This window comes from Lysobacter enzymogenes (assembly GCF_017355525.1).
Lineage (GTDB): Bacteria > Pseudomonadota > Gammaproteobacteria > Xanthomonadales > Xanthomonadaceae > Lysobacter > Lysobacter enzymogenes_C.
The window spans coordinates 5,520,534-5,541,517 of record NZ_CP067395.1 but is presented as its reverse complement, the minus strand read 5'-3'; the positions used below and the strand labels follow the sequence as shown (position 1 = coordinate 5,541,517).

At 70.6% G+C, this 20,984-nt stretch carries 18 protein-coding genes and 1 pseudogene; 11 read left to right on the top strand and 8 right to left on the bottom strand.

All coding sequences use genetic code 11. From position 1 onward, the window contains the following. Position 1 precedes the first annotated feature (1 nt). Positions 2 to 1,282 carry a hypothetical protein gene (locus tag JHW38_RS23385; protein ID WP_207523673.1) on the top strand — a complete coding sequence of 427 codons (1,281 nt, stop codon included), beginning with the start codon at positions 2 to 4 and terminating at the stop codon, positions 1,280 to 1,282. A gap of 67 nt (positions 1,283 to 1,349) precedes the next feature. Here the strand turns inward: JHW38_RS23385 and JHW38_RS23380 are convergent, their stop codons facing one another. Continuing rightward, on the bottom strand, positions 1,350 to 2,210 hold the full coding sequence (locus JHW38_RS23380; RefSeq protein WP_242691064.1) for a hypothetical protein: 861 nt from the start codon (positions 2,208 to 2,210) through the stop codon (positions 1,350 to 1,352). Between the two features lie 479 nt (positions 2,211 to 2,689). Here JHW38_RS23380 and JHW38_RS23375 point away from each other — a divergent pair, with 479 nt between their 5' ends. From JHW38_RS23375 to JHW38_RS23360, 4 genes and pseudogenes are all read left to right on the top strand, one after another. Beyond that, positions 2,690 to 3,748, top strand: coding sequence for a bifunctional nicotinamide-nucleotide adenylyltransferase/Nudix hydroxylase (locus tag JHW38_RS23375; protein WP_207523672.1), 1,059 nt, complete (start codon positions 2,690 to 2,692; stop codon positions 3,746 to 3,748). A gap of 76 nt (positions 3,749 to 3,824) precedes the next feature. Further along, positions 3,825 to 5,249 (top strand): nicotinate phosphoribosyltransferase, encoded by a 1,425-nt coding sequence (locus JHW38_RS23370; protein ID WP_207523671.1) that lies wholly within the window; start codon positions 3,825 to 3,827, stop codon positions 5,247 to 5,249. Between the two features lie 158 nt (positions 5,250 to 5,407). Then, positions 5,408 to 6,520 (top strand): annotated as a pseudogene (locus JHW38_RS23365) (hypothetical protein); the annotation flags it as partial. Between the two features lie 67 nt (positions 6,521 to 6,587). After that, positions 6,588 to 7,658 carry a DNA methyltransferase gene (locus JHW38_RS23360; RefSeq protein WP_207523670.1) on the top strand — a complete coding sequence of 357 codons (1,071 nt, stop codon included), beginning with the start codon at positions 6,588 to 6,590 and terminating at the stop codon, positions 7,656 to 7,658. 160 nt (positions 7,659 to 7,818) lie between these two features. On the opposite strand, the gene JHW38_RS23355 is transcribed toward JHW38_RS23360, so the two are convergent. The 4 genes from JHW38_RS23355 to JHW38_RS23340 form a co-directional block, all read right to left on the bottom strand. Then, positions 7,819 to 8,547, bottom strand: a complete 729-nt coding sequence (locus tag JHW38_RS23355; protein ID WP_207523669.1) for a glycoside hydrolase family 75 protein — start codon at positions 8,545 to 8,547, stop codon at positions 7,819 to 7,821. Between the two features lie 216 nt (positions 8,548 to 8,763). Beyond that, positions 8,764 to 9,324, bottom strand: coding sequence for a GNAT family N-acetyltransferase (locus JHW38_RS23350; protein ID WP_207523668.1), 561 nt, complete (start codon positions 9,322 to 9,324; stop codon positions 8,764 to 8,766). Further along, positions 9,321 to 9,863 (bottom strand): GNAT family N-acetyltransferase, encoded by a 543-nt coding sequence (locus tag JHW38_RS23345; protein WP_207523667.1) that lies wholly within the window; start codon positions 9,861 to 9,863, stop codon positions 9,321 to 9,323. Before JHW38_RS23345 ends, JHW38_RS23350 begins: the two co-directional genes overlap by 4 nt. Positions 9,864 to 10,239: 376 nt before the next feature. Beyond that, positions 10,240 to 11,256, bottom strand: coding sequence for a zinc-dependent alcohol dehydrogenase family protein (locus JHW38_RS23340; RefSeq protein ID WP_207523666.1), 1,017 nt, complete (start codon positions 11,254 to 11,256; stop codon positions 10,240 to 10,242). Positions 11,257 to 11,391: 135 nt separating this feature from the next. On the opposite strand from JHW38_RS23340, the gene JHW38_RS23335 reads away from it, so the two are divergent. Beyond that, positions 11,392 to 12,333: a LysR family transcriptional regulator gene (locus JHW38_RS23335; RefSeq protein ID WP_207523665.1), complete on the top strand. Its 942-nt coding sequence runs from the start codon at positions 11,392 to 11,394 to the stop codon at positions 12,331 to 12,333. A 125-nt stretch (positions 12,334 to 12,458) separates the two neighbouring features. Here JHW38_RS23335 and JHW38_RS23330 read toward each other — a convergent pair whose 3' ends face one another. Further along, positions 12,459 to 13,625, bottom strand: a complete 1,167-nt coding sequence (locus tag JHW38_RS23330; protein WP_207523664.1) for an AAA family ATPase — start codon at positions 13,623 to 13,625, stop codon at positions 12,459 to 12,461. A 329-nt stretch (positions 13,626 to 13,954) separates the two neighbouring features. Here JHW38_RS23330 and JHW38_RS23325 point away from each other — a divergent pair, with 329 nt between their 5' ends. The 4 genes from JHW38_RS23325 to JHW38_RS23310 all read left to right on the top strand — a co-directional run bounded on the left by JHW38_RS23325 (position 13,955) and on the right by JHW38_RS23310 (position 16,593). Next, positions 13,955 to 14,920, top strand: a complete 966-nt coding sequence (locus tag JHW38_RS23325) for a CsgG/HfaB family protein (RefSeq protein ID WP_207523663.1) — start codon at positions 13,955 to 13,957, stop codon at positions 14,918 to 14,920. Between the two features lie 166 nt (positions 14,921 to 15,086). Beyond that, positions 15,087 to 15,437 (top strand): VOC family protein, encoded by a 351-nt coding sequence (locus tag JHW38_RS23320; protein WP_207523662.1) that lies wholly within the window; start codon positions 15,087 to 15,089, stop codon positions 15,435 to 15,437. Positions 15,438 to 15,610: 173 nt separating this feature from the next. Beyond that, positions 15,611 to 16,057 carry a hypothetical protein gene (locus JHW38_RS23315; RefSeq protein ID WP_207523661.1) on the top strand — a complete coding sequence of 149 codons (447 nt, stop codon included), beginning with the start codon at positions 15,611 to 15,613 and terminating at the stop codon, positions 16,055 to 16,057. A 62-nt stretch (positions 16,058 to 16,119) separates the two neighbouring features. Continuing rightward, complete coding sequence (locus tag JHW38_RS23310; RefSeq protein WP_207523660.1) at positions 16,120 to 16,593, top strand: hypothetical protein; 474 nt, start codon at positions 16,120 to 16,122, stop codon at positions 16,591 to 16,593. A gap of 138 nt (positions 16,594 to 16,731) precedes the next feature. Here JHW38_RS23310 and JHW38_RS23305 read toward each other — a convergent pair whose 3' ends face one another. Then, a complete protein-coding gene (locus tag JHW38_RS23305) occupies positions 16,732 to 18,177 on the bottom strand; it encodes an MATE family efflux transporter (RefSeq protein WP_207523659.1) in 1,446 nt (481 codons plus the stop codon). 270 nt (positions 18,178 to 18,447) lie between these two features. On the opposite strand from JHW38_RS23305, the gene JHW38_RS23300 reads away from it, so the two are divergent. Continuing rightward, positions 18,448 to 18,891, top strand: coding sequence for an SRPBCC family protein (locus tag JHW38_RS23300; RefSeq protein WP_207523658.1), 444 nt, complete (start codon positions 18,448 to 18,450; stop codon positions 18,889 to 18,891). Between the two features lie 305 nt (positions 18,892 to 19,196). On the opposite strand, the gene hutU is transcribed toward JHW38_RS23300, so the two are convergent. Further along, the gene (gene hutU / locus JHW38_RS23295) at positions 19,197 to 20,870 is read right to left on the bottom strand and encodes a urocanate hydratase (protein WP_207523657.1); all 1,674 of its coding nucleotides are present in this window, start codon (positions 20,868 to 20,870) and stop codon (positions 19,197 to 19,199) included. Positions 20,871 to 20,984: the final 114 nt, after the last annotated feature.

Sequence of the window (20,984 nt, the reverse complement as noted above, 5' to 3'; positions counted from 1 at the left end):
CTTGTTCGTCTGCGCCTGCCACCACGACGGCCGCATCCGCGAACGCGCCTTGCGCGCGGCCGAGGGACGGCGCGGCCGCTTCGTGCTCGGCGCAGCGCTGCTGCGCAGCAGCGACGCAGTCGCGCCGGTGCGCGCGCAAGCTCGGCGGCTGATCGACGCGAGCCTGCGCGAAGACCCGACCGAGATGCTCGAACTGCTCGACCTGGCCCTGCTCCTGCGCCGGCGCCGGCCGCGTTTCGAGCAGGGCGTGTGGAGCGAAGCGATCGAGCCGTTCCTGCGCGCTCCGGCGCGCGTCGATCTGCGCCGCGCCGCTCTTGCGCATCGCGACGGCCACGCGCGCCTTTGGGCACTGCAAGCGGTGTGCGCGCTCGACCCGCAGTCGGCGCAGGCGGCGCTGGAGCGCGCCCTGCAAGATCCGGTCCCCGCCATCGGTCTGCATGCGCTGCGCGAGCTGCACTCGCGCGCCGAACCGGCGATGCGCGACGCGCTGCTCGCCCATATGCACGAACTGCCGCACTGCGTACAGCGGTCCGAGGCGCTGCGGCTGATCCAGCGCTTGGGCCCGGCGGACGCGCAGGCGCGGCTACAGGACGCCTTGTTCGATCCGGCGTTCGGACCGCGCCGAACAGCGGCACGCCTGTTGCGCGACCGGTACGGCATCGACCCGGCCGCGATCTATCGGCCAGCATTGAATGGACGCGACTCCGAGCGCATGCGCATTGCGTTGGTCGCGCTGAGCCCTTATGCCACCGCGGGCGACCTCGACGCGCTCGAGCGCATGCAGGACCATCCCTCCTCCAAAGTCCGCAAGTACGCTCTGCGCGGCCTGGCCGCCGCAGACGCGCCCGGGCTGGCGGCCCGGCTTCGGCAGGCGATGTCGAGCCCCGAGCCTGGCACGGTCGACTTCGCCGCCAAGGCGTTCACCCGCAACCACCGCAACCCCGATCCGGACAGCCTGGAGACCGCATGGCGCGCGCACGGCTGGGGTTTGTCGCGGCCGCTGCTGCGCGCGGCGCGCCGCCTGCCCCGTTACGACGAACTCGCGGTGCTGCTGTCGCTGCTGACCCAGGAAAGCGAGCCCTGGCGAAGACCGCCGCTGCAGCAGGCGCTACGCCGCTGGTGCGGACGCAGCCGCTGGCGCTCCGCAGCGCAGGCGTCCGTCGAGCAAGCCCCGGCACTGCAGCAGGCGCTCGTGCAGATCGCCGACCGGATGGAAGCCGAACTGTACGAAGCCATCGCGCGCCGCCTCGAAAATCCGCAGGACCAGACGAGCGTCACCTGAGGCTTGCTGCGGCCGCCTTCGGCGACGATCGCGCGCGACGCCGCGTTGCCTGCGCCGCGACCGCCGCTCAGGCTATCGGCAAATCGCGATTCGCCCCGCACAGATCGTCATGCAAGCGCTGCACCGCCTGCGTCGCCGACACGTAATCGCGGCTGCCCAGCGCTTCGACGAAGCGGCAGGCCGCGAAGCCTTCGGCCTTGCGTTCGTACTCGGCCACCCAGCGCTCGCGCTCGGGCCGGTGTTCGTCGGCGATCGGCCAGGCGCTGCGCCTGCGCGGCATGTGCTCGCGCAGGCCCATGCGCCACGGTTTGCCGCTGACCCGGGCGCGGAAGCAATGCTGGTGCCGGCACGACAGCGCGTAGTACGAATCCGCGCCGATCGCTTCGAAGAATGCGTTCACCTGCGGATCGAGCGGATCGAAGGTGCGGTGCATCGCCAGCAGGCGGAAGCCGTTGGGCGTGCGGTAGACGCGCAGGTGCCAGTCCGGGTTCGCGGCCAGGAACGCCTTGACCGGCGCCAGCGCGCGCGCTTCCGGTCCGCCGCCTTCCTGGCGATGCCGACGCTGCGCGCGCTTCGCGCGGACCATGCCGATGACCAGCATCGTCGCGATCGCGGCGACGACGCCGGCGACCGGATGGATCAGCGCGCCGCAAGCCACGCCTGCGGCGAGCGAGAGCGCGGCCATCGCGCCGCCCAGGCGCACCGGCGGCAGCGGTTTGAAATCGACGTCGGCGAACAGCACGTCCGGCGAATTGAGGCAGCGCGCGCCGTAGCTGTTGCGGGTGATCACCTCGTTGCCGTAGCGGGCGACGATCTCCTCGCGGATCGGCAGGCCTTCGGCGTCGTAGGGCACGCGCGGTTCGCTGCGCGGCAGCTTCTCGCCGGCGAGGATGCGGTCGAACGCGTCGCGCGCTCGTGCGTCGGCCATCGTCTGGGCTTCGGATTGGCTGGTGTCGGACCAACCGAAGCGACGCACCGTAAGCGAAACCCGCCCAAAAAGATTCCCCTTCGCAAACCTCTCCTGCACCCGCGCCTCGGCCCAATACTGCGGAACCTGCATCGCCATCGTCGCCCTCCGTTGCTTGCAGCGATTCTATCGGCCCCAGCGATCCGCAGGAGCGGCGCAGCCGCGACACTTCGCAACCTCATCGCGCCGACGCCCGAGGCCGCCCCGCTTCCGCCACGCAGCGCAGGCAATGAGCGGGATGGGTTCCGGCATCTCGCAGCGCACCGGCGCCTGGATCGGCCGGGCTCCGGGGTCGCGGCTCGCGCCGCTCCTACAAGGGGCGGACCCACAGCCAGCGAACGCGGCGACGCGCGGCACTTGACGGCCCCCTGCATCGGCGTAGCATTCGCCATACGCCAGCGGACAGACCGCCGGCCACTTCCACTCCGTGAGGGATTCTCATGGCACCGCAGCAATACGATTACCTCGTCTTCATCGGCCGTTTCGAGCCTTTCCACAACGGTCACGCCGCCGTCGCCCGCCACGCGCTGGGCAAGGCCGCCAAAGTCGTCTTCCTGGTCGGTTCCGCCGACACCCCCCGCACCGTCAAGAACCCGTTCACCGTCGCCGAGCGCGCGGTGATGATCCAGGCCGCGTTCGCCGACAGCGCCGACCGCCTGATCGTGCGCCCGCTGCGCGACCACCTCTACAACGAGAGCCAGTGGATCGCCAACGTGCAGCGCACCGTCGCCGAGGCGGTGCGCGCCGACGGCGGCGGCGCCGATGCGCGCATCGGCCTGATCGGCATGGACAAGGACGCGTCGAGCTATTACCTGCGCGAGTTCCCGCAGTGGCCGTTGGTCGACGTCAACCACACCGCGACCCTGTCGGCGACCGAGCTGCGCCGCTACCTGTTCGAAGCCAACAAGATCGACAGCCACGGCGGCCTGATGCTGATCCGCGCCAACGTGCCGGGCCCGGTGTTCGACATGCTCGAAGCGTTCCGCAAGAGTTCGCCGGCCTTCACCCAGCTGGTCGCCGAATACCAATTCGTCGAGCACTACCGCGCCGCCTGGGCCGATGCGCCGTACCCGCCGACCTTCGTCACCACCGATGCGGTGGTGGTGCATTCCGGCCACGTCCTGCTGGTGCGTCGCCGCGCCGAGCCGGGCAAGGGCCTGTGGGCGCTGCCGGGCGGTTTCGTCGGCCAGCACGAAACCCTGTTCGACGCCTGCCTGCGCGAGTTGCGCGAGGAGACCCGGCTCAAGCTGCCGCTGCCGGTGCTCAAGGGCTCGCTCAAGGGCGAACGCGTGTTCGACCATCCCGAACGCAGCGCGCGCGGCCGCACCATCACCCATGCGTTCCACTTCGACTTCCCGGCCGGCGAACTGCCGCAGGTGCGCGGCGGCGACGATGCCGACAAGGCGCGCTGGTTCCCGGTCAGCGAGGCGCTGGAGATGAGCGCGCAGCTGTTCGAAGACCACCTGCACATCCTCGAATATTTCCTGGGCCGCGGCTGAGCGCATCGCGCACCGCCCGGCCCTCCCGCCGGCGGACAGACCGCCGGCCACACCCGACGCGAAGGAGCTTCCCGTCATGCAATGCCTCGACAACCTGCTGCTCAACACCGACAGCTACAAGGCCAGCCACTGGCTGCAATACCCGCCCGGCACCGATGCGACGTTCTTCTACATCGAATCGCGCGGCGGCGTGTACGACCGCACGGTGTTCTTCGGCCTGCAGGCGATCCTCAAGGAATACCTGGCCAAGCCGGTCACCCACGCCGACATCGACGAGGCGCGCGACCTGTTCGCCGCGCACGGCGAACCGTTCAACGAAACCGGCTGGCGCTATATCGTCGATCACCACAACGGGCTGATGCCGATCCGGATCCGCGCCGTGCCCGAGGGCACGGTGGTGCCGACGCACCAAGCGTTGGTGACGATCGAGTCGACCGACCCGCAGGCCTATTGGGTGCCGTCCTACCTGGAAACCCTGCTGCTGCGCCTGTGGTACCCGGTGACGGTGGCCACGATCAGCTGGCACGCCAAGCAGACCATCCGCCAGTTCCTGGAACGCACCAGCGACGATCCGGAAGGCCAGCTGCCGTTCAAGCTGCACGACTTCGGCGCGCGCGGCGTGTCCAGCACCGAATCGGCGGCGCTCGGCGGCGCCGCGCATCTGGTCAATTTCCTCGGCACCGATACGGTCTCGGGCCTGTTGCTGGCCAAGCGCTATTACCACGAGCCGATGGCCGGCTATTCGATCCCGGCCGCCGAGCACAGCACGATCACCAGTTGGGGCCGCGAGCGCGAAGTCGACGCGTATCGCAACATGCTCGACCAGTTCGCCAAGCCCGGCGCGATCGTCGCGGTGGTGTCGGACAGCTACGACATCTTCCACGCGATCCGCGAGCATTGGGGCAAGACCCTGCGCGAGCAGGTGATCGCGTCCGGCGCGACCTTGGTGGTGCGCCCGGACTCGGGCGACCCGGTCGACGTGGTGCACCAGTGCCTGACCCTGCTCGACGAAGCCTTCGGCCACACCGTCAACGGCAAGGGCTACAAGGTGCTCAACCACGTGCGGGTGATCCAGGGCGACGGCATCAACCCGACCAGCATCCGCGCGATTCTCGAGCGCGCGACCAGCTACGGCTACGCCACCGACAACCTCGCCTTCGGCATGGGCGGCGCGCTGTTGCAGCGGCTGGACCGCGACACCCAGAAGTTCGCGCTGAAGTGTTCGGCCGCGCGCGTGGACGGCGAGTGGATCGACGTCTACAAGGATCCGGTCACCGACAAGGGCAAGTCGAGCAAGCGCGGGCGCATGACCCTGCTGCGCCATCGCGAATACGGCCACTTCAAGACCGTGCCGGTGCCGGCGGATGCGCCGTCGCTGGAAGCCGCGGCCAAGCCGGTCGGCTACGAGGACGCGATGGTGACGGTGTGGGAGGACGGCCGGCTGGTCGAGGATTGGACGTTCGCGCAGGTCAGGGAGCGGGCGAACGCGGCGCGGCTTTGAGGGCCCCACCCTCGGCTTGCACCCCGGCCCGAACGCATAGCGTTCGGGCGTTCGGGGCCGCGCGAGCCGATGGCTCGCAAACACGGCCCCTCACCCCGCTTGCGGGAGAGGGTTAGGGTGAGGGCGACCCACCCACCACGGATTCCAGGACGAACCCGATGCCAGCCCCTGTCGAAGGGCTAGCGACCGCCGACCCGGGCACGCTCCCGCTCAGCGCGGCCTCTGCCCTGTTCCAGCGCCTGCGCGCGACCACGCCGCAACTGGCCCGGCGCGCGCCGGGCGAACACGACGCCGCGCGCTGGCGCGAGCACCGCATCGGCGCGCGCCGCTACCGCGTCGCCCAGCCGGTCACCTTCACCCCCTACGCCGCGGCGCGGCCGTGTTCGGCGCGCTGCCTGTTCTGTTCGGAAAACCTGCGCGGCGCCGACGGCGGCGCGCTGGCGCAGAGCCTGCGTCCCGCCCCGGACCACTTCGAGCGCCTCAGCGCGGCGCTGGCGCAGCTGCGCGGGCTGCCGCTGTCGTGGTCGCTGTCGGGGCTGGAATCCAGCGACGACGAAGCCTGGTTCCTGCGCCTGCTGGAAACGCTCAGCGCGGCCGAACGCGACGGCGTGCAGGTCGAAGAACGCGTGCTGTACAGCAACGGCGCCGGCTTCGCCCGCGGCCGCGGCGAGGAACTGATCGCTGCGCTGCAAGGCTTCGGCCTGTCGTGGCTGGAACTGTCGCGGCATCACTACGACGCCGCGCGCAACCAGCGCATCATGCGTTTTCGCGACGGCGAACCGATCGCCGACGGCGCGGTATTCGAAGCGACGGCGCGACGGCTGGCGGCGGCGCTGCCGCTGCGGCAGGTGTGCATCCTGCAACGCGGCGGCATCGACGACGCCGGCGGCATCCGCGCCTACCTCGACTGGGCCCGCGCCTGCGGCGCCGGCACGGTGATCTTCCGCGAGTTCTCGCGCCTGGGCGCGGGCTATCGCGACAACGCCACCCGCCGCTACATCGACGCCGAGCGCGCGCCGATCGACGCGGTGCTGGCCTCGTGCATGGACGCGCCGTGGTGGCCGCGGCTGACGCCGCTGCGCATCACCGAAGGCTATTACTTCTGGAACCTGCGGCTGCGCGAGCAGGGCAGCGGCATGGAGGTGGTGTTCGAATCCTCCGACTACGCCGCCATGCACCGCCGCCACGCTTCCGGCGACATCTACAAGCTGGTGTTCCACGGCAACGGCCGCCTGTGCGCCGGCTGGCAGCCGGACCGCGATGTGCTGTGGCCAGCGGTCGCCGAGCCCGCCGTCGCCGAGCCCGCCGCGCCCGCTCGCACCGCTACGGGACACGCCGATGGATAGCCGCAGCTGGCTGGTGTTGCAGCCCGATCCGCCGGAACTGCAGTTGCCCGACGACCTGCGCGCGCGCGACCCGTTCGGCGGCCGCGACTGCGGCTGGGTCGCGCAGATGCGCCCGTTCGCGCGCCACTACGCCGCGCCCGGCGCGCGCGTGTTCGATCCGTTCTGCGGCTTCGGCACCACCTTGCTGGCGGCCGCGCTGGAAGGCCGCGCCGGCTGCGGGCTGGAGGTCGACCCGGCGCGCGCCGAACTGGCGCGCGAGCGCCTGCGCCGGCACGGCGTCGACGCGCCGGTCGCGACCGGCAGCCTGCCCGACACGTCGGCGCCGGCGCCGTTCGAGCTGTGCCTGACCAACGTGCCCTACTTCGGCTGCCGCTGGCCCGGCGACGGCGACGCGCGCGCCGGCCAGTTGTATCTGGAACGCGACTACGAAGCCTATCTGCGCCGCCTGCGCGACCTGTTCCACGCCGTGCGCGGCGCGCTGCCGGAAGGCGGCTACTGCATCGCCATGGCGCAAAACCTCAACCTCGACGGCCGCAGCTTGCCGCTGGCCTGGGATCTGGCCGGCATTCTCGGCGGCCTGTTCGTGGCGCGCGAGGAACGCTTGCTGTGCTATGAGCGCGAACCGCACACGCTGGCGTCCGGCGATGCCGGCACCGACCGCAGCCACGAATACGCGCTGGTGTTCCAGAAGCAGCGCGAGCGCATCTGCCTGCACAGCACCGGCGACGAATTGCAGGCCTTGCGCGACGCCGGCTTCGCGTTCGGACTCTACGGCAGCTACCCGCGCTGGCTCGCCGATCCCGGCGCGCGCGAGCCGGCCGACGCCGATCTGCTGCTGCCGGACGATCAGGCCGAGTTCGATCGTTTGCTGTGGTGGCTGCACGAGCGCCATTACCGGCTGAGCCTGTGGGGCGAGCCGCTGCACCCGCCGCTGCGGCTGCCGCGCCTGCGCGAGCACTGGTACGTGCGCGCGCAGCGGCGCGACCGCCTGGGGCGGCTGGTGCGGCTGGATTTGGCGTTGGCCGGGCATGCGGAGCGGCAGGCGCAGGCGCCGATGCGCTGAGCGGCGCGGGTCGATCGGCGGCGCGCGGTCGATCGGCGGCGCGCGGTCGATCGGCGCAGTTGATCGGGCGCAGTCGATAGGGCGCGGGTGGCTCGGCCGCAGGATGCGAGCGCCGCAGTCGCCCTGGTGTCGCGGCCGAAAAGCCGATGCAGCGCCGCGCCTACCATTCGTCCTGCAGCGACTCGGCCAACTGCCCCAACGTCGCCATGCCGCCGATCGCGCGCAACAGCCGCTCGCAGCGCGCGCGGATCACCGCGGCCTGCAGCGGCCACGCCGGCTCCCGGCGCGAGCCGGGGAACACCAGATACAGCAACGGCCCGCCAGGCACGCCGCGGCCGCTGCGCGCTTCGGCGCGCTGGCCGCTGACGTCGCCGGCCATGCGTTCGGACAGTTCGCCCATCGCCCGGCCGCGGTCGCCGATCACGCCGAAGCTGTGGCGGCCGCCGACCGGGTCGCGCACGACCACGAAATCGCCGAGCGCGCCGGCGCCCTCGACGGCCAGCCATTCCTGCGGCAAGGCGAGGTACGGCACGCGGCCGGCGTCGAGGTAGGCGTTGACGCTGGTGCGCGGGAAGCGCGGGTCCTGCAAGGCGGTGGCCGAGACGAAGTAGCCGGCGTAGCGGCCCTCGTTCTGCCGCAGCGGCCGCTGCGGCTGGTGCGGATCGGGCACCAGCCGCTCGCGCCAGGCCGCGCCCGGCCAGCCGGCGTCGCGCAAGTCGCCGCTGCCGCTGCCGTCGGGGTGGTAGGCGCCGGGCGCGCCCTGCGCGGTCGCCTGCGGCCGCGGGTTGACGAAGGCGTAGGCGCGGCGGTCGCCGGCGTCGACGCGGTGCACGGCCACGCCGGCGAAGTCCATCCAGTGTTCGATCACCAGCACGCCCATACGATCCATCCTTAGTCGCGGACGGCGCGAGCGTTTCGCGCCTGGCTCCTGAATGGGTCGGATTGCGCCGATGCCGATGTCAATTCGTCGTGATCGCTGCGGCTGCGTGCACGCGTTGCCGCTGCGATGCGCTGCGACGCTGATAAAAATGCGCACGACATGCACTGGACAGGAATTTCAAAGGCAGTCGAAGCGCATGTATCCGCGACGGTCTACACAAACGACTCAGAATCTGCAGTACCAAAAAAGCGCGGTTTCGTGCTGCAGATCGGGCTCGTTGGCGTAGTGGAAGCGGTCGAATCCGCCCAGTACGAAACCGTTGCGCTGATACAGCGCGCAGGCGCCGACATTGGTGTCCTGGGTTTCCAGCATGACCCCCGGCAGCCCGCGTTCGCGCGCCCAGGCCAGCGCCTGCCGCAGCAAGGCCGAACCGGCGCCGCTGCGGCGCGCGCCGGCGGCGACGGCGATGTCGTCGATGCCGGCGTAGCCGTTCCAGGTGCGCGACAGCAGCACGCGGCCGACGACCTGGCCGTCCTTGCGCGCGAGGTACGCGGCGAAGTCGGCGCCGTCGCCGAGGTATTCGCGCAGCGCTTCGGCATCGGCGTCGTCGCGGTAGTGTTTGCGGTACGGCGGGCGCAGCGGTTCGGAGATGTAGCTCAAGCCGCCGTCCTCGCGCATCGACAGGCGCACGCGCTGGTGGACGACGAAGCTGGCGTCGAACCCGGCCGCGGCGTGCAGGTCGGCTTCGGTCAAGGCTTCGATGCTGAGGCCGCCGGCATCGCTCATGCGCGCAGCTCCAGCGCCAGGATCGCGTCGTGGTAGGTGTTGGCGCCGACCTGGAACTCGCGCTCGCCGACCTGCGCATAACCGCAGCGCGCATAGAACGCCAGCGCGCGCGCGTTGCCGGCGTACACGCCGAGCAGCAGCCGCCCGGCGCCGCGCGCGCGGGCTTCGTCGACCGCGTGCTGCATCAGGCGCCGGCCGGTGCCGCCGCCGTGGAAGCGCGACAGCAGGTAGATGCGCTTGAGCTCGAGGTCGTCCGCGCGCAGGTCGGCCAACGGCAGATGCGGCGGCGTGAGCATGGCGAAGCCGACCGGCGCCGCGCCGGCCGCGGTTTCGGCGAGCCACAGCGCGTTGGCCGGGTCGGCCAGGCTGCGCGCGTACAGCTCGGGCGCGTGCTGCTTGCGGCAGTGGGCGACGATGTCGGCGCCGGCGAGGATGCCGGCGAAGGTTTCCAGGAACGTCGCCGCGCCGGCCAGGGCGAGCGCGTCGGCGTCGCCGGCGTGGGCGCGGCGGATCGCGGGAAGATCGGCGGTGTCGGTCATGGCGGCGGCGCAGGCGGGTCCGTGGGCGGGGCCGTCAAGATCGCATGCGCGGGGCGGTTGCGGCATCGGCGGATGGTCGCATGGCTGCGGCGCGATCTGTCGCGACGCGGTCGCGGCTCGCGCCGTTCCTACAGGGCGAGGCCGATGCATGCACCCCGACTGTAGGAGCGACGCAAGTCGCGACCGCGAAACCCCGGCTACGGCGCAACCCAACGCAGCCGGGGCACTGCCTCACCGGCACGCCTCACTCCGCGACCCGAATCGTCGCGAGGCCGACGCGCGCGCGCCCGACTGTAGGAGCGACGCAAGTCGCGACCGCGCCACCCCGGCTACGGCGCAACCCGCCGCAGCCGGGCGACTACCGCACCGAGCCGCCCTACTCCGCGACCCGAATCGTCACCTTGCCGAAGTGCGACCCGCTTTCGAGATACCGGTAAGCCTCGCGCGCCTGCTCGAACCCGAACGTGCGGTCGACCACCGGCACGATCCGGTTGACCTCGACGAAACGCGACAGATCCTCGCCCATCGCGCGGCTGCCGACGAAGATGCCGGCCAGGCGCTTGGCGCCCATGATCAGCGCGATCGCGTCGAGCTCGCCGCCGAAGCCGCTGACGCCGCCGATGATCGCGACGGTGCCGTTCATCGCCGCCGCGCGCACCGAGCGCGCCAGAGTGCCGCTGCCGCCGACTTCCAGCACCGCATCGACGCCGGCGCCGCCGGTCAGGCGCAGCACTTCGTCCTGCCACTCGGGATGGGTGCGGTAGTTGATCGTGGCGTCGGCGCCGAGCGCGCGCGCGCGTTCGAGTTTTTCGTCGCTGGACGAGGTGACGATGGCGCGCAGCCCCGCCGCCTTGGCCAGTTGCAGGCCCCAGATCGAGACGCCGCCGGTGCCGAGCAGCAGCACGCTCTGGCCCGGGCGCAGGCGTCCTTCGACGAACAGCGCGTTCCAGGCGGTGACGCCGGCGCAGGTCAGGGTCGCGGCCTGGGCATCGTCGAGATGCGCGGGCACTGCGAACACCGAGCCCTGGTCGACCACGATCTGCTGCGCCAGCACGCCGTCGGCGTCGGCGCCGAACGGCGCGCGGGTGTTGTGCGGGGTCGCCGCGCCGCCGTGCCAATACGGGAAGAAGCTGGTCGCGACGCGGTCGCCGAGCTTCCAGGCGCCGACCTCGGGGCCGAGCTCGATCACCTCGGCGACCGCGTCGGACCCAGGAATCACCGGGCGCTCGCCGCCGGCCAGGTAGCGGCCGTCGGCGATCATCAGGTCGCGGAAGTTCAGCGACACCGCGCGCACGCGCAGGCGGATCTGCCCGGCGCGCAGCGGCGCGGCGGCCTCGTCGGCGAGGGTCAGCGAGTCGATGCCGGCGCCGGCGCGGATGCGGTAAGCCTTCATGAAATACTCCGGATACAGGGGGAACCGGGCGCGTCGGGACGACGCTGCGACCGGGAGGCGCTACGATATCGTCGCCCCACGCGCTTTAGTGGTTAGATTCCTTCCACTCTCCGTATCCTCACTGGAACCAATCCCATGGCCGTCAACGACCGCCTGCTCGGCATCGTCGCCTTCGTCCAGTCGGCCGAGGCCGGCAGCTTCGCGGTCGCCGCCGACCGCCTCGGGGTCACCCGTTCGGCGATCGGCAAGCGCATCGCCCGGCTCGAACAACAGCTCGGCGTGCGCCTGTTCCACCGCAGCACCCGCCGCCAGAGCCTCAGCGAGGACGGCCAGGCCTATTACGAACGCTGCGTCAAAGCCCTGGCCGAACTCGACGCCGCCGAGGCCGCGCTCGACAGCGGCCGGCGCGAGCCGAGCGGGCGGCTACGGATCAGCGCGCCGGTGATGTTCGGCCGCCATTGCGTGGCGCCGGTGGTGCTGGAGCTGTCGCGGCGGCACCCGAAGCTGGAGATCGATCTGTCGTTCAACGACCGCATGGTCGATCTGGTCGAGGAGGGTTACGACCTCGGCATCCGCGTCGGCCGCCTGCGCGACAGCGCCACCTTGGCCGCGCGCCGGCTGACCGAGGAACACCTGGGCATCTGCGCGGCGCCGGCGTATCTGGCCAAGCGCGGGCTGCCGCGCGAGATCGACGACTTCGCCGGGCACGACGCGGTGATCTACGGCCGCCACGGCCAGATCGTGCCGTGGCGCCTGCGCGACGGCGCCGGCGAGGTGCGCGAACCGCAGGTCAACGCGCGGCTGCGCTTCGACGACCTGCAGGCCATCGCCGACGCCGCGGTCGCCGGCGCGGGCCTGGCGCAGTTGCCGTGCTGGCTGCTGAGCCGTTATCTGCGCAGCGGCGAATTGCAGATGGTGATGCACGCCGACCGCGTGGTCGGCAGCCGCATCAGCGCGGTGTGGCCGCACACGCACTACCTGCCGCTGCGTACGCGGGTGGCGATCGATTTGTTGGTCGAGCGGATTCCGCAGATGGTCGGCGAGGGCCTGGCGCAGCGGTTGGCGGCGGTGGCGTGAGGCGCGGGTGGTGAGCGTTGCGGCGCAGTTGCGTTGTCGCGGTCGCGGCTCGCGCCGCTCCTACAGGGAGCCCATGTAGGAGCGGCGCGAGCCGCGACCGCGACACTACGCTGACCGCGCCCCCATCACCGTTCCGGCCAATACCACGCCGGCGCATCCAGCATCCCCTGCCCTTCGACCTCGGTCTGCCCGAACGCCTTGTGCAGCCGGATCGAATTGCAGCCCGCGTCTTCCTCCAACGCCGCCACCAGCCGCGTCGCATGCGACACCACCCACACCTGGCTGCGCCTGGCCGCGCGCGCGATCAAGCGCCCCAGCGCCGGCAGCAGATCCGGATGCAGGCTGGTTTCGGGTTCGTTGAGCACCATCAGCGGCGGCGGCCGCGGCGTGTGCAAGGCCGCGATCCACAGCAGATAACGCAAGGTGCCGTCGGACAGCTCGGCCGCGGTCAACGGCCGCAGCAGGCCGGGCTGGGCGAACTCGAGCACGAGCCGGCCGCCGGCGTCGCGCACCGACACCCGCGCGCCGGGGAACGCGTCGTCGACCGCCGCGGCCAGCGCCGGCGCGTCGCCGATTTCGACGATGGTCTGCCAGGCCGCGGCCAGGTCGCGGCCGTCGTGGCTCAGCACCGGGGTCAGCGTGCCCAGCTGCGGCTGCCGCGCCGGCGCCTGCGCGTCGCTGCGGAAATGGTCGTAGAAGCGCCAGCCGCGGATGGTCTCGCGCAGCGTCAGCACTTCCGGCGCCGCGCGCGGGTCGGCGATCTGCGCGAACAGGCTTTCGAACGGGCTCAGGTGTTCGGCGGCGATGCGCCAGCCGCGGCCGTCGCGCACCCGCGCCAGCGCGGCGCGGCGGTCGACCAGCAGGTTGGCGCTGCGCAGGAACGGCCCGGCCCAGATCGCTTCGCGCTTGATCTGGGGGTCGAGCGAGAACAGCGAGCCCTGCTCGCGCGGCGGCGGCAGGCCGAGGTCGATCGCGTAGCCGTACTCCTCGCCGGCGAAGCCGAGCCGCAGCGCCACCGGCGCCTGCCGCTGGGTGCCCTGCACCGGCACCTCGCCGCGCTTCATCCGCGCCGAGATCGTCTCCGGCCCGGCCCACAGCGTCGACGGCAGCCCGCCTTCGCGCGCCAGCGCCGGCACCACCCCGCCCTGCGCGGTTTCCGCCAGCAGCCGCAGCGCGCGGTAGAGATTGGACTTGCCGCTGCCGTTGGCGCCGGTGACCAGGTTGAGCCGGCCCAGGCCGAGTTCGAGCTTGTGCAGCGAGCGGTAGTTGGCGATCGCCAGGGTGTGCAGCATCGGCGCGGTCCGGTCGTCGAAAAACGTCGGCCAGCTTGCCTGGGCCGCGTCGCAGCGGCTGCGCCGCGGCCGCCCGGCGAGCGTCGGTCCGCAGCGCCGCACGGGCGTCCTTTTTTCGCAATGGATCACGTTATGATGTGGACGTGAGTCGTCGTACAGGCCGTGGAACGCCCGGCCTGGATGCGTCTGGGGACCTTCTGCCGACCTCCCGCTGCCCCTGCAGGCCGCGTGGCCGAAGGACGACGTTCGCGCTCCGCCGGGAGTCGCGGCCGCAACGGCCGCGGCAGGATGCTGTTTCGAGACAGAACTCAGTTTTAAGGAACGAAACGATGAAGACCGCTAATCGGGGAATCCAGGCCGTGGCCTGCGTGGTCGGCCTGGGCATGGCCCTGTCGGCCGCGCCGGGCTGGGCGCAACGCAAGAGCGCGCAGGAGCTGCGCGCGGAAAAGACCGCCGAGATTCCGACCTGCGCCAAGAACCTCGGCGCGATCTCGGTGATCGAGCCGGAAGACGGCACCAACTGGTGGAGCGGCCAGCAGCTGCCCGCGCCGAGCAAGCTGATCAAGGTGTTCGTGCAGAAGTCGCGCTGCTTCACCCTGGTCGACCGCGGCGCCGGCATGGACTCGGCCATGCGCGAGCGCGACCTGGCCTCCAGCGGCCAGCTGCGCAACAAGTCCAATATCGGCAAGGGCCAGATCCGCGCGGCCGACTACGTGCTGGTGCCGGACCTGATCGCCAAGAACTCCAACGCCGGCGGCAACGCCATCGGCGGCATGCTCGGCGGGCTGATCGGCGGCAACGCCGGGCGCGTGGCCAGCAACCTCAACTTCAACAAGAAGACCGCCGACGTCGTGCTGACCGTCACCGACGTGCGCTCCTCCGAGCAGGTGGCGATGGCCGAAGGCAGCGCCAAGAAGACCGACATCGGCTTCGGCGCCAGCGGCGCGCTGTGGGGCAGCAGCGGCCTCGGCGGCGCCGGCGTGTCGGGTTACGCCAACACCGAGATCGGCCAGGTCATCACCATGGCCTATCTGCAGGCCTACACCAATCTCGTCGCCGAACTCGGCGGCCTGTCGGGCAACGCCTCGGCGTCGAACGCGCAGCAGGCGGTCAGCGTGGTCAAGTCCGCGCGTCTGTTCGCCAACGCCAGCGGCAGCGGCAAGGTGGTGCGTCCGCTCGACCCGGGCATGATGCTTTACCCGACCGGCAACAAGCAGGGCGCGATGTGGGAAGTCGAGGACGAGCTCGGCAACAAGGGCTGGGTGACTTCGCTGGCGCTGGAATTGTCCAAGTAAGCCGGCGACGCGCGCGCTGCCCGCATCGCGGCGAAGCGCGGGCCGAGTCGAAGTAAGCTGCGGGCGTTCGCGCCCGCTCGGGCCGCCGGGCGACCGGCGGCCTTTTTCGTTGCCGGCCTCGGCCGCCGCAACCACACCCCGCCTTGCCGCACACAGGACCCGCGCCATGACCGCTTCCGACCGCAACCTGCGCCTGGACTACCTCGAATTCAACGTCGCCGACATCGCCGCATCCAAGGCCTTCTACGGCGCCGCGTTCGGCTGGCGCTTCACCGACTACGGCCCCGGCTACTGCGAATTCGACGACGGCCGCATGAAGGGCGGCTTCAACGCCCACGCCGCGCCGCGGCCGGGCGGCATGCTGGTGGTGATCTACGCCGACGACCTCGCCGACGCGCGCGCCAAGGTCGAAGCCGCCGGCGGCGCGATCGTCGCCGAGCACGAATTTCCGGGCGGTCGGCGTTTCCACTTCACCGATCCGGACGGGTACGAGCTGGCGGTGTGGACCGAGGCCTGATCCGCCTCGGGCTCGCCCTGTAGGAGCGGCGCAAGCCGCGACCGCGTTGCGGCAAGTCGCGCCGTAAACCTGTTGCCGCGGCCGCAGCTCGCGCAGCGCCTGCAGTCGGACTTCCGGCCTGCGCGTCTCGCTTGATACTGTGGCCGCACTCGTCCCCCAGCCCGACCGCGCGCATGGCCTACGAACCGATCCACATGACCTGGGACTACTGGGACGGCCCGCGCACCGGCATCGCCGATTGCGACGGCCGGCCGCATTACTTCTCCTGCCTGTTCGATCCGCAGCAGGAGGAATACCGCGACCTGTTCGCGCTGACGCCGGTCGACGCGGAAACCTACGCCTGGGCGCAGGAGCATTGGGCGATCTGGCAGCGTTGGGAAGCCGAGGTCAACGCCGGCCGGCTGACGCCCGAGAGCCACCCCAAGCACGGCCGCTACGATCCGCGCTACAACGAACTCGAAGCGCTGATCGACGCCGGCATCGACCGCAACGCCGCGCAGCGCGCGCACCGGCGCGGCGCCTTGCGCCGGCGCGCGGTCGAGGGCGAGCTGTTTCCGGGGCAGTGGAACCGTTACGAGATCGAGTGGTCGGAGCCGTTGGACGAGGACGCGTTGCGGTAAAACCGCAATATCGGGCGAAGGCGCGGCGACGGGCCGGCCGAAGATCAGCGAAGGAACCGCAGATGATCGCTTTGCACGAACCGCAACCGCCAGGCGCGAGCGCCGGCGAAACGGCTTGGCCGTCCCGCGGCCGCCTCGCCCTGCTCGGCGCGCTGGTGCCGCTGCTGGCCGCGTCCTGCGCCGAGCCGGCCGGTTGCGCCGGCGAGCCGGTCGCCGCTGCCGACGGCCGCTGCCGGGCGCGTTACTACCAGACCGATTTCGGCGACCGCGCGGTGACCCAGGCCATGGTCGAATGCACGAGCGGCAACGGCACCTTCGGCGGCAACATCGTCGCGGTCCCGTCGCTGCGCGCCGGCATCGGCCTGCGCTGGATCGATCCGCAAACGCTGGAGGTCGCGCTCGCGCCCGGCGGCCGCCGCGACGACGTCAGACTCGCGGACGTCTACGACGGCTTGCGCCTGCATTACGTCTACCGCGACCTGCGCCGCGACGAGCCGGCCTGGGCCGGCTGCGGCATCGCCAAGCGCGCGCAATGAGCGTCGCTGCGGCCGGAGTTTCGCATGCTGGCGGCGCTGTACCCGACAGCGCCGCATCGGCAAGAGGATCGCAGGGACCGAAGTCCCTGTCCTGTCGGCAAGCGGGCGGCCAGCGCAACGCGGACCCAGCGACAGCGCCTACACCTTCGCGTTCTTCCAGCGCCCGCGCGTGAACAGCCATAGCGTGAACAGGCCGACCGAGGTCTCCGAGACGAACACGCCCCAGAACACGCCGAGTTCCTTCCAGTCCAGGTGGATCGCCAGCCAGTACGACAGCGGGATCTGGATCAGCCAGAAGAACACCACGTTGATCTTGGTCGGGGTCACGGTGTCGCCGGCGCCGTTGAAGGCCTGCACCGTCACCATCCACCAGCCGTAGATGAAGAACGAGTACGACAGGATCCGCAGCCACTCGGCGCCGACCTTCACCACTTCCGGATCGGTGGTGAAGATGCCGACCAACTGCTGCGGGAAGGCGAAGAACAGCACCGACACCAGCACCAGATACGCCATGTTGTACCAGCCGATATGCCACACCGAGGCTTCGGCGCGGTCGGCGTGGCCGGCGCCGAGGTTCTGTCCGACCAGGGTCGCGGCGGCGTTGGACATGCCCCAGGCCGGCATCATCGTGAACATCATGATGCGGATGGCGATGGTCGCGCCGGCCACCGCTTCGCTGCCAATCGCGGCGAGGATGCGCATCAGGAAGATCCACGCGGTCATCGCCACGATCATCTGGCCGATGCCGCCGAGCGAGGTGCGCACGATGTTCCACAGCATCGCCCCGCGCCAGACCAACTGCGCCACCGTCACCCGGATGTGCTTGCCGCCGCGGAACAGCATCCACAGCTGGTACAGCACGCCGGTGCCGCGGCCGATGCAGGTGGCGATGGCCGCGCCTTCGATGCCCCATTCCGGGAACGGCCCCGGCCCGAAGATCAGCAGCGGGCACAGCACGATGTTGATGCCGTTGGACAGCCACAGCACGCGCATGGAAATGGCCGCGTCGCCGGCGCCGCGGAAGATCGCGTTGATGACGAACAGCAACAGGATGACCGCGTTGCCGCCGAGCATCCATTGGGTGTAGCGGTAGCCGTGCTCGATGCTCCAGGCGTCGGCGCCCATCAGCCGCAGCAGGTCCTGGGCGTAGAAGATGCCGGCCAGCGCCGGGATCACCGAGGCCAGCAGCGCGATCGCGATCGCCTGCACCGCGGTGAACGCGGCCTCCTCGGGCTTGCCTTCGCCGATGCGTCGCGCGACCACCGCGGTGACCGCCATCGCCAGGCCCATCGCTACCGCGTAGAGCAGGAACAGATAGCTTTCGGTCAGGCCGACCGTCGCCACCGCCGAGGGGCCGAGCTTGGAGACGAAGAAGATGTCGACCACGGCGAAGGTCGATTCCAGCACCAGCTCGAGCACCATCGGCACGGCCAGCAGGAACACCGCGCGGCGCAGCGGGATCTTGGTGTAGTCGGCGTCGGTGCCGCGGATCGCGTCGCGCAGCTCGCGCCAAAGCGATTGCGGCGGATGTCCGGCGGCGGCGTGGGCGGCGACCGGTTCGGCCGCCGGAGAGTCGTGGGTCATCGCGAGCTCCATGCGTGGATCGCACCGACGCATGATAGGGCCCCATGCCCGACCCGCCAGTGACAACAGTACGACGAGCGGCAGGATCGTGGATCGACATCTCAGCCTGTGAGACCGGCGCAACCGGCGCGGCGCCCGCCGCATCCCTATGGACCGTGCGCCAGCGTCCTGACGCATTCGTCGAACGGCGAGCGGGGTTTGTCGATTCCGCCGCGCCCCGTTCGTCGATCCAGTGAGGACCACGCCTCGCCACCCACTCGGAGAATCATCATGTCCGGCACCGTACGCCTGTCCCGCGTCTTCACCTGCCCGCCCGAACGCGTCTACCGCGCCTTCCTCGACCCGGCCGCCCTGAGCAAGTGGCTGCCGCCGGACGGCTTCACCTGCGCCGTGCACGAGCTCGACGCCCGCGTCGGCGGCCGCTACCGCATGACCTTCACCAACTTCAGCACCGGCAACGGCCACAGCTTCGGCGGCACCTATCTGGAACTGGTGCCGAACGAGCGCATCGTCCACGACGACCGCTTCGACGACCCGAACCTGCCCGGCACCATGATCACCACCATCACCTTCCGCGCGGTGTCGTGCGGCACCGAGGTGCACGTGGTGCAGGAGGGGATTCCGGAGGTGATCCCGGTCGAGCAATGCCATCTCGGCTGGCAGGAATCGCTGACCCTGCTGGAGCGGTTGGTGGAGCCGACGATTCCGGAATAGGCCGGCGTCCGAAGCCCGACTGTAGGAGCTGCGCGAGCTGCGACCGCGACAACGCGGCTACGGCGCGACTTCCGCCGCGAGCGGCGACTCCGCGGTCGCGGCTCGCGCCGCTCCTACAGGGGGCCACCCATTCGCGCAGCGAGCGGAAACAAAACGGCGGCCCCTGCCGAGGCCGCCGTCCGAAGTCCGACTGTAGGAGCTGCGCAAGCTGCGACCGCGACAATGCAGCTACGACGCAGCCAACGCCGCAAGCGGTTACCCCGCAGTCGCGGCTCGCGCCGCTCCTACAGGGCCCCACCGAAGCATCACAGCATCGGCAGCTTCAACCCCTGCTCCTTCGCGCACTGCTGCGCGATCTCATAACCGGCATCGGCATGCCGCATCACACCGGTGCCCGGATCGTTCCACAGCACCCGCGCGATGCGCCGGTCCGCTTCCTCGCTGCCGTCGCACACGATGACCACGCCGGAGTGCTGCGAATAGCCCATGCCGACGCCGCCGCCGTGGTGCAGCGACACCCAGGTCGCGCCGCCGGCGACGTTGAGCATGGCGTTGAGCAGCGGCCAGTCGCTGACCGCGTCGCTGCCGTCCTTCATCGCTTCGGTCTCGCGGTTCGGCGAAGCCACCGAGCCGCTGTCGAGATGATCGCGGCCGATCACCACCGGCGCCTTGAGTTCGCCGTTGCGCACCATCTCGTTGAACGCCAGGCCGAGCTTGTGGCGCAGGCCCAGGCCGACCCAGCAGATGCGCGCCGGCAGGCCCTGGAAGCTGATGCGCTCCTTGGCCATGTCGAGCCAGCGGTGCAGGTGCTCGTCGTCGGCGATGAGTTCCTTGACCTTGGCGTCGGTCTTGTAGATGTCTTCCGGATCGCCGCTGAGCGCGACCCAGCGGAACGGGCCGACCCCGCGGCAGAACAGCGGGCGCACGTAGGCCGGCACGAAACCGGGGAAATCGAAGGCGTTCTTGAGGCCTTCGTCGAACGCCATCTGGCGGATGTTGTTGCCGTAGTCGACGGTCGGGATGCCCTGCGCATGGAACGCCAGCATCGCCTCGACGTGCACGCGCATCGACTTCTTGGCCGCGTCGCGCACGCCCTCGGGGTTGTTCTTCTGCTCGTCCAGCCAGCGCTCCACGGTCCAGCCGATCGGCAGGTAGCCGTGCACCGGATCGTGCGCCGAGGTCTGGTCGGTCACGCAGTCCGGACGCACGCCGCGCTTGACCAGCTCCGGCAGGATCTCGGCGGCGTTGCCGAGCAGCGCCACCGACTTGGCTTCGCCGGACGCGGTGTACTTGGCGATGCGCGCCAGCGCGTCGTCCAGGTCGCTGGCCTGCTCGTCGACGTAGCGGGTGCGCAGGCGCATGTCGATGCTGCTCTGCTTGCATTCGATGGTGAGCGAACACGCGCCGGCCAGCGATGCCGCCAGCGGCTGCGCGCCGCCCATGCCGCCGAGGCCCGCGGTCAGGATCCACTTGCCCTTGAGGCTGCCGCCGTAGTGCTGGCGGCCCATCTCGACGAAGGTTTCGTAGGTGCCCTGGACGATGCCCTGCGAGCCGATGTAGATCCAGCTGCCCGCGGTCATCTGCCCGTACATCATCAAGCCCTTCTTATCGAGCTCGTTGAAGTGTTCCCAGGTGGCCCAGTGCGGCACCAGGTTGGAATTGGCCAGCAGCACGCGCGGCGCGTCGGCGTGGGTCGGGAACACGCCGACCGGCTTGCCCGACTGGATCAGCAGGGTTTCGTTGTCCTCGAGCTCGCGCAGCGACTTCAGGATCGCGTCGAAGCAGTCCCAGTCGCGCGCGGCGCGGCCGATGCCGCCGTAGACCACCAGTTCGGCCGGATTTTCGGCCACGTCCGGATCCAGATTGTTCTGGATCATGCGGTAGGCGGCTTCGCTGAGCCAGGACTTGCAGCTCTTGTCGCTGCCGCGCGGGGCGCGGACGACGCGGGACGGATCTTTGCGGTTGTTCGCTGCGGACATGGCGGTTTCCGTGAGGCGGGCAAGACGGAAATTATCGCGCCGGGTTTCCGCGCCCTGCCAGGGTCGCGGGCCCGCGCGGAGCCGCTGCGGGGCGTCGCGGCGCACGAAACTGTC

Excerpts from the sequence above, each read along its gene's own strand:
- JHW38_RS23380 (WP_242691064.1), bottom strand. The coding sequence starts at position 2,210 with ATGGCCGACGCACGAGCGCGCGACGCGTTCGACCGCATCCTCGCCGGC.
- JHW38_RS23375 (WP_207523672.1), top strand. The coding sequence starts at position 2,690 with ATGGCACCGCAGCAATACGATTACCTCGTCTTCATCGGCCGTTTCGAG.
- JHW38_RS23370 (WP_207523671.1), top strand. The coding sequence starts at position 3,825 with ATGCAATGCCTCGACAACCTGCTGCTCAACACCGACAGCTACAAGGCC.
- JHW38_RS23360 (WP_207523670.1), top strand. The coding sequence starts at position 6,588 with ATGGATAGCCGCAGCTGGCTGGTGTTGCAGCCCGATCCGCCGGAACTG.
- JHW38_RS23355 (WP_207523669.1), bottom strand. The coding sequence starts at position 8,547 with ATGGATCGTATGGGCGTGCTGGTGATCGAACACTGGATGGACTTCGCC.
- JHW38_RS23350 (WP_207523668.1), bottom strand. The coding sequence starts at position 9,324 with ATGAGCGATGCCGGCGGCCTCAGCATCGAAGCCTTGACCGAAGCCGAC.
- JHW38_RS23345 (WP_207523667.1), bottom strand. The coding sequence starts at position 9,863 with ATGACCGACACCGCCGATCTTCCCGCGATCCGCCGCGCCCACGCCGGC.
- JHW38_RS23340 (WP_207523666.1), bottom strand. The coding sequence starts at position 11,256 with ATGAAGGCTTACCGCATCCGCGCCGGCGCCGGCATCGACTCGCTGACC.
- JHW38_RS23335 (WP_207523665.1), top strand. The coding sequence starts at position 11,392 with ATGGCCGTCAACGACCGCCTGCTCGGCATCGTCGCCTTCGTCCAGTCG.
- JHW38_RS23330 (WP_207523664.1), bottom strand. The coding sequence starts at position 13,625 with ATGCTGCACACCCTGGCGATCGCCAACTACCGCTCGCTGCACAAGCTC.
- JHW38_RS23325 (WP_207523663.1), top strand. The coding sequence starts at position 13,955 with ATGAAGACCGCTAATCGGGGAATCCAGGCCGTGGCCTGCGTGGTCGGC.
- JHW38_RS23320 (WP_207523662.1), top strand. The coding sequence starts at position 15,087 with ATGACCGCTTCCGACCGCAACCTGCGCCTGGACTACCTCGAATTCAAC.
- JHW38_RS23315 (WP_207523661.1), top strand. The coding sequence starts at position 15,611 with ATGGCCTACGAACCGATCCACATGACCTGGGACTACTGGGACGGCCCG.
- JHW38_RS23310 (WP_207523660.1), top strand. The coding sequence starts at position 16,120 with ATGATCGCTTTGCACGAACCGCAACCGCCAGGCGCGAGCGCCGGCGAA.
- JHW38_RS23305 (WP_207523659.1), bottom strand. The coding sequence starts at position 18,177 with ATGACCCACGACTCTCCGGCGGCCGAACCGGTCGCCGCCCACGCCGCC.
- JHW38_RS23300 (WP_207523658.1), top strand. The coding sequence starts at position 18,448 with ATGTCCGGCACCGTACGCCTGTCCCGCGTCTTCACCTGCCCGCCCGAA.
- hutU (WP_207523657.1), bottom strand. The coding sequence starts at position 20,870 with ATGTCCGCAGCGAACAACCGCAAAGATCCGTCCCGCGTCGTCCGCGCC.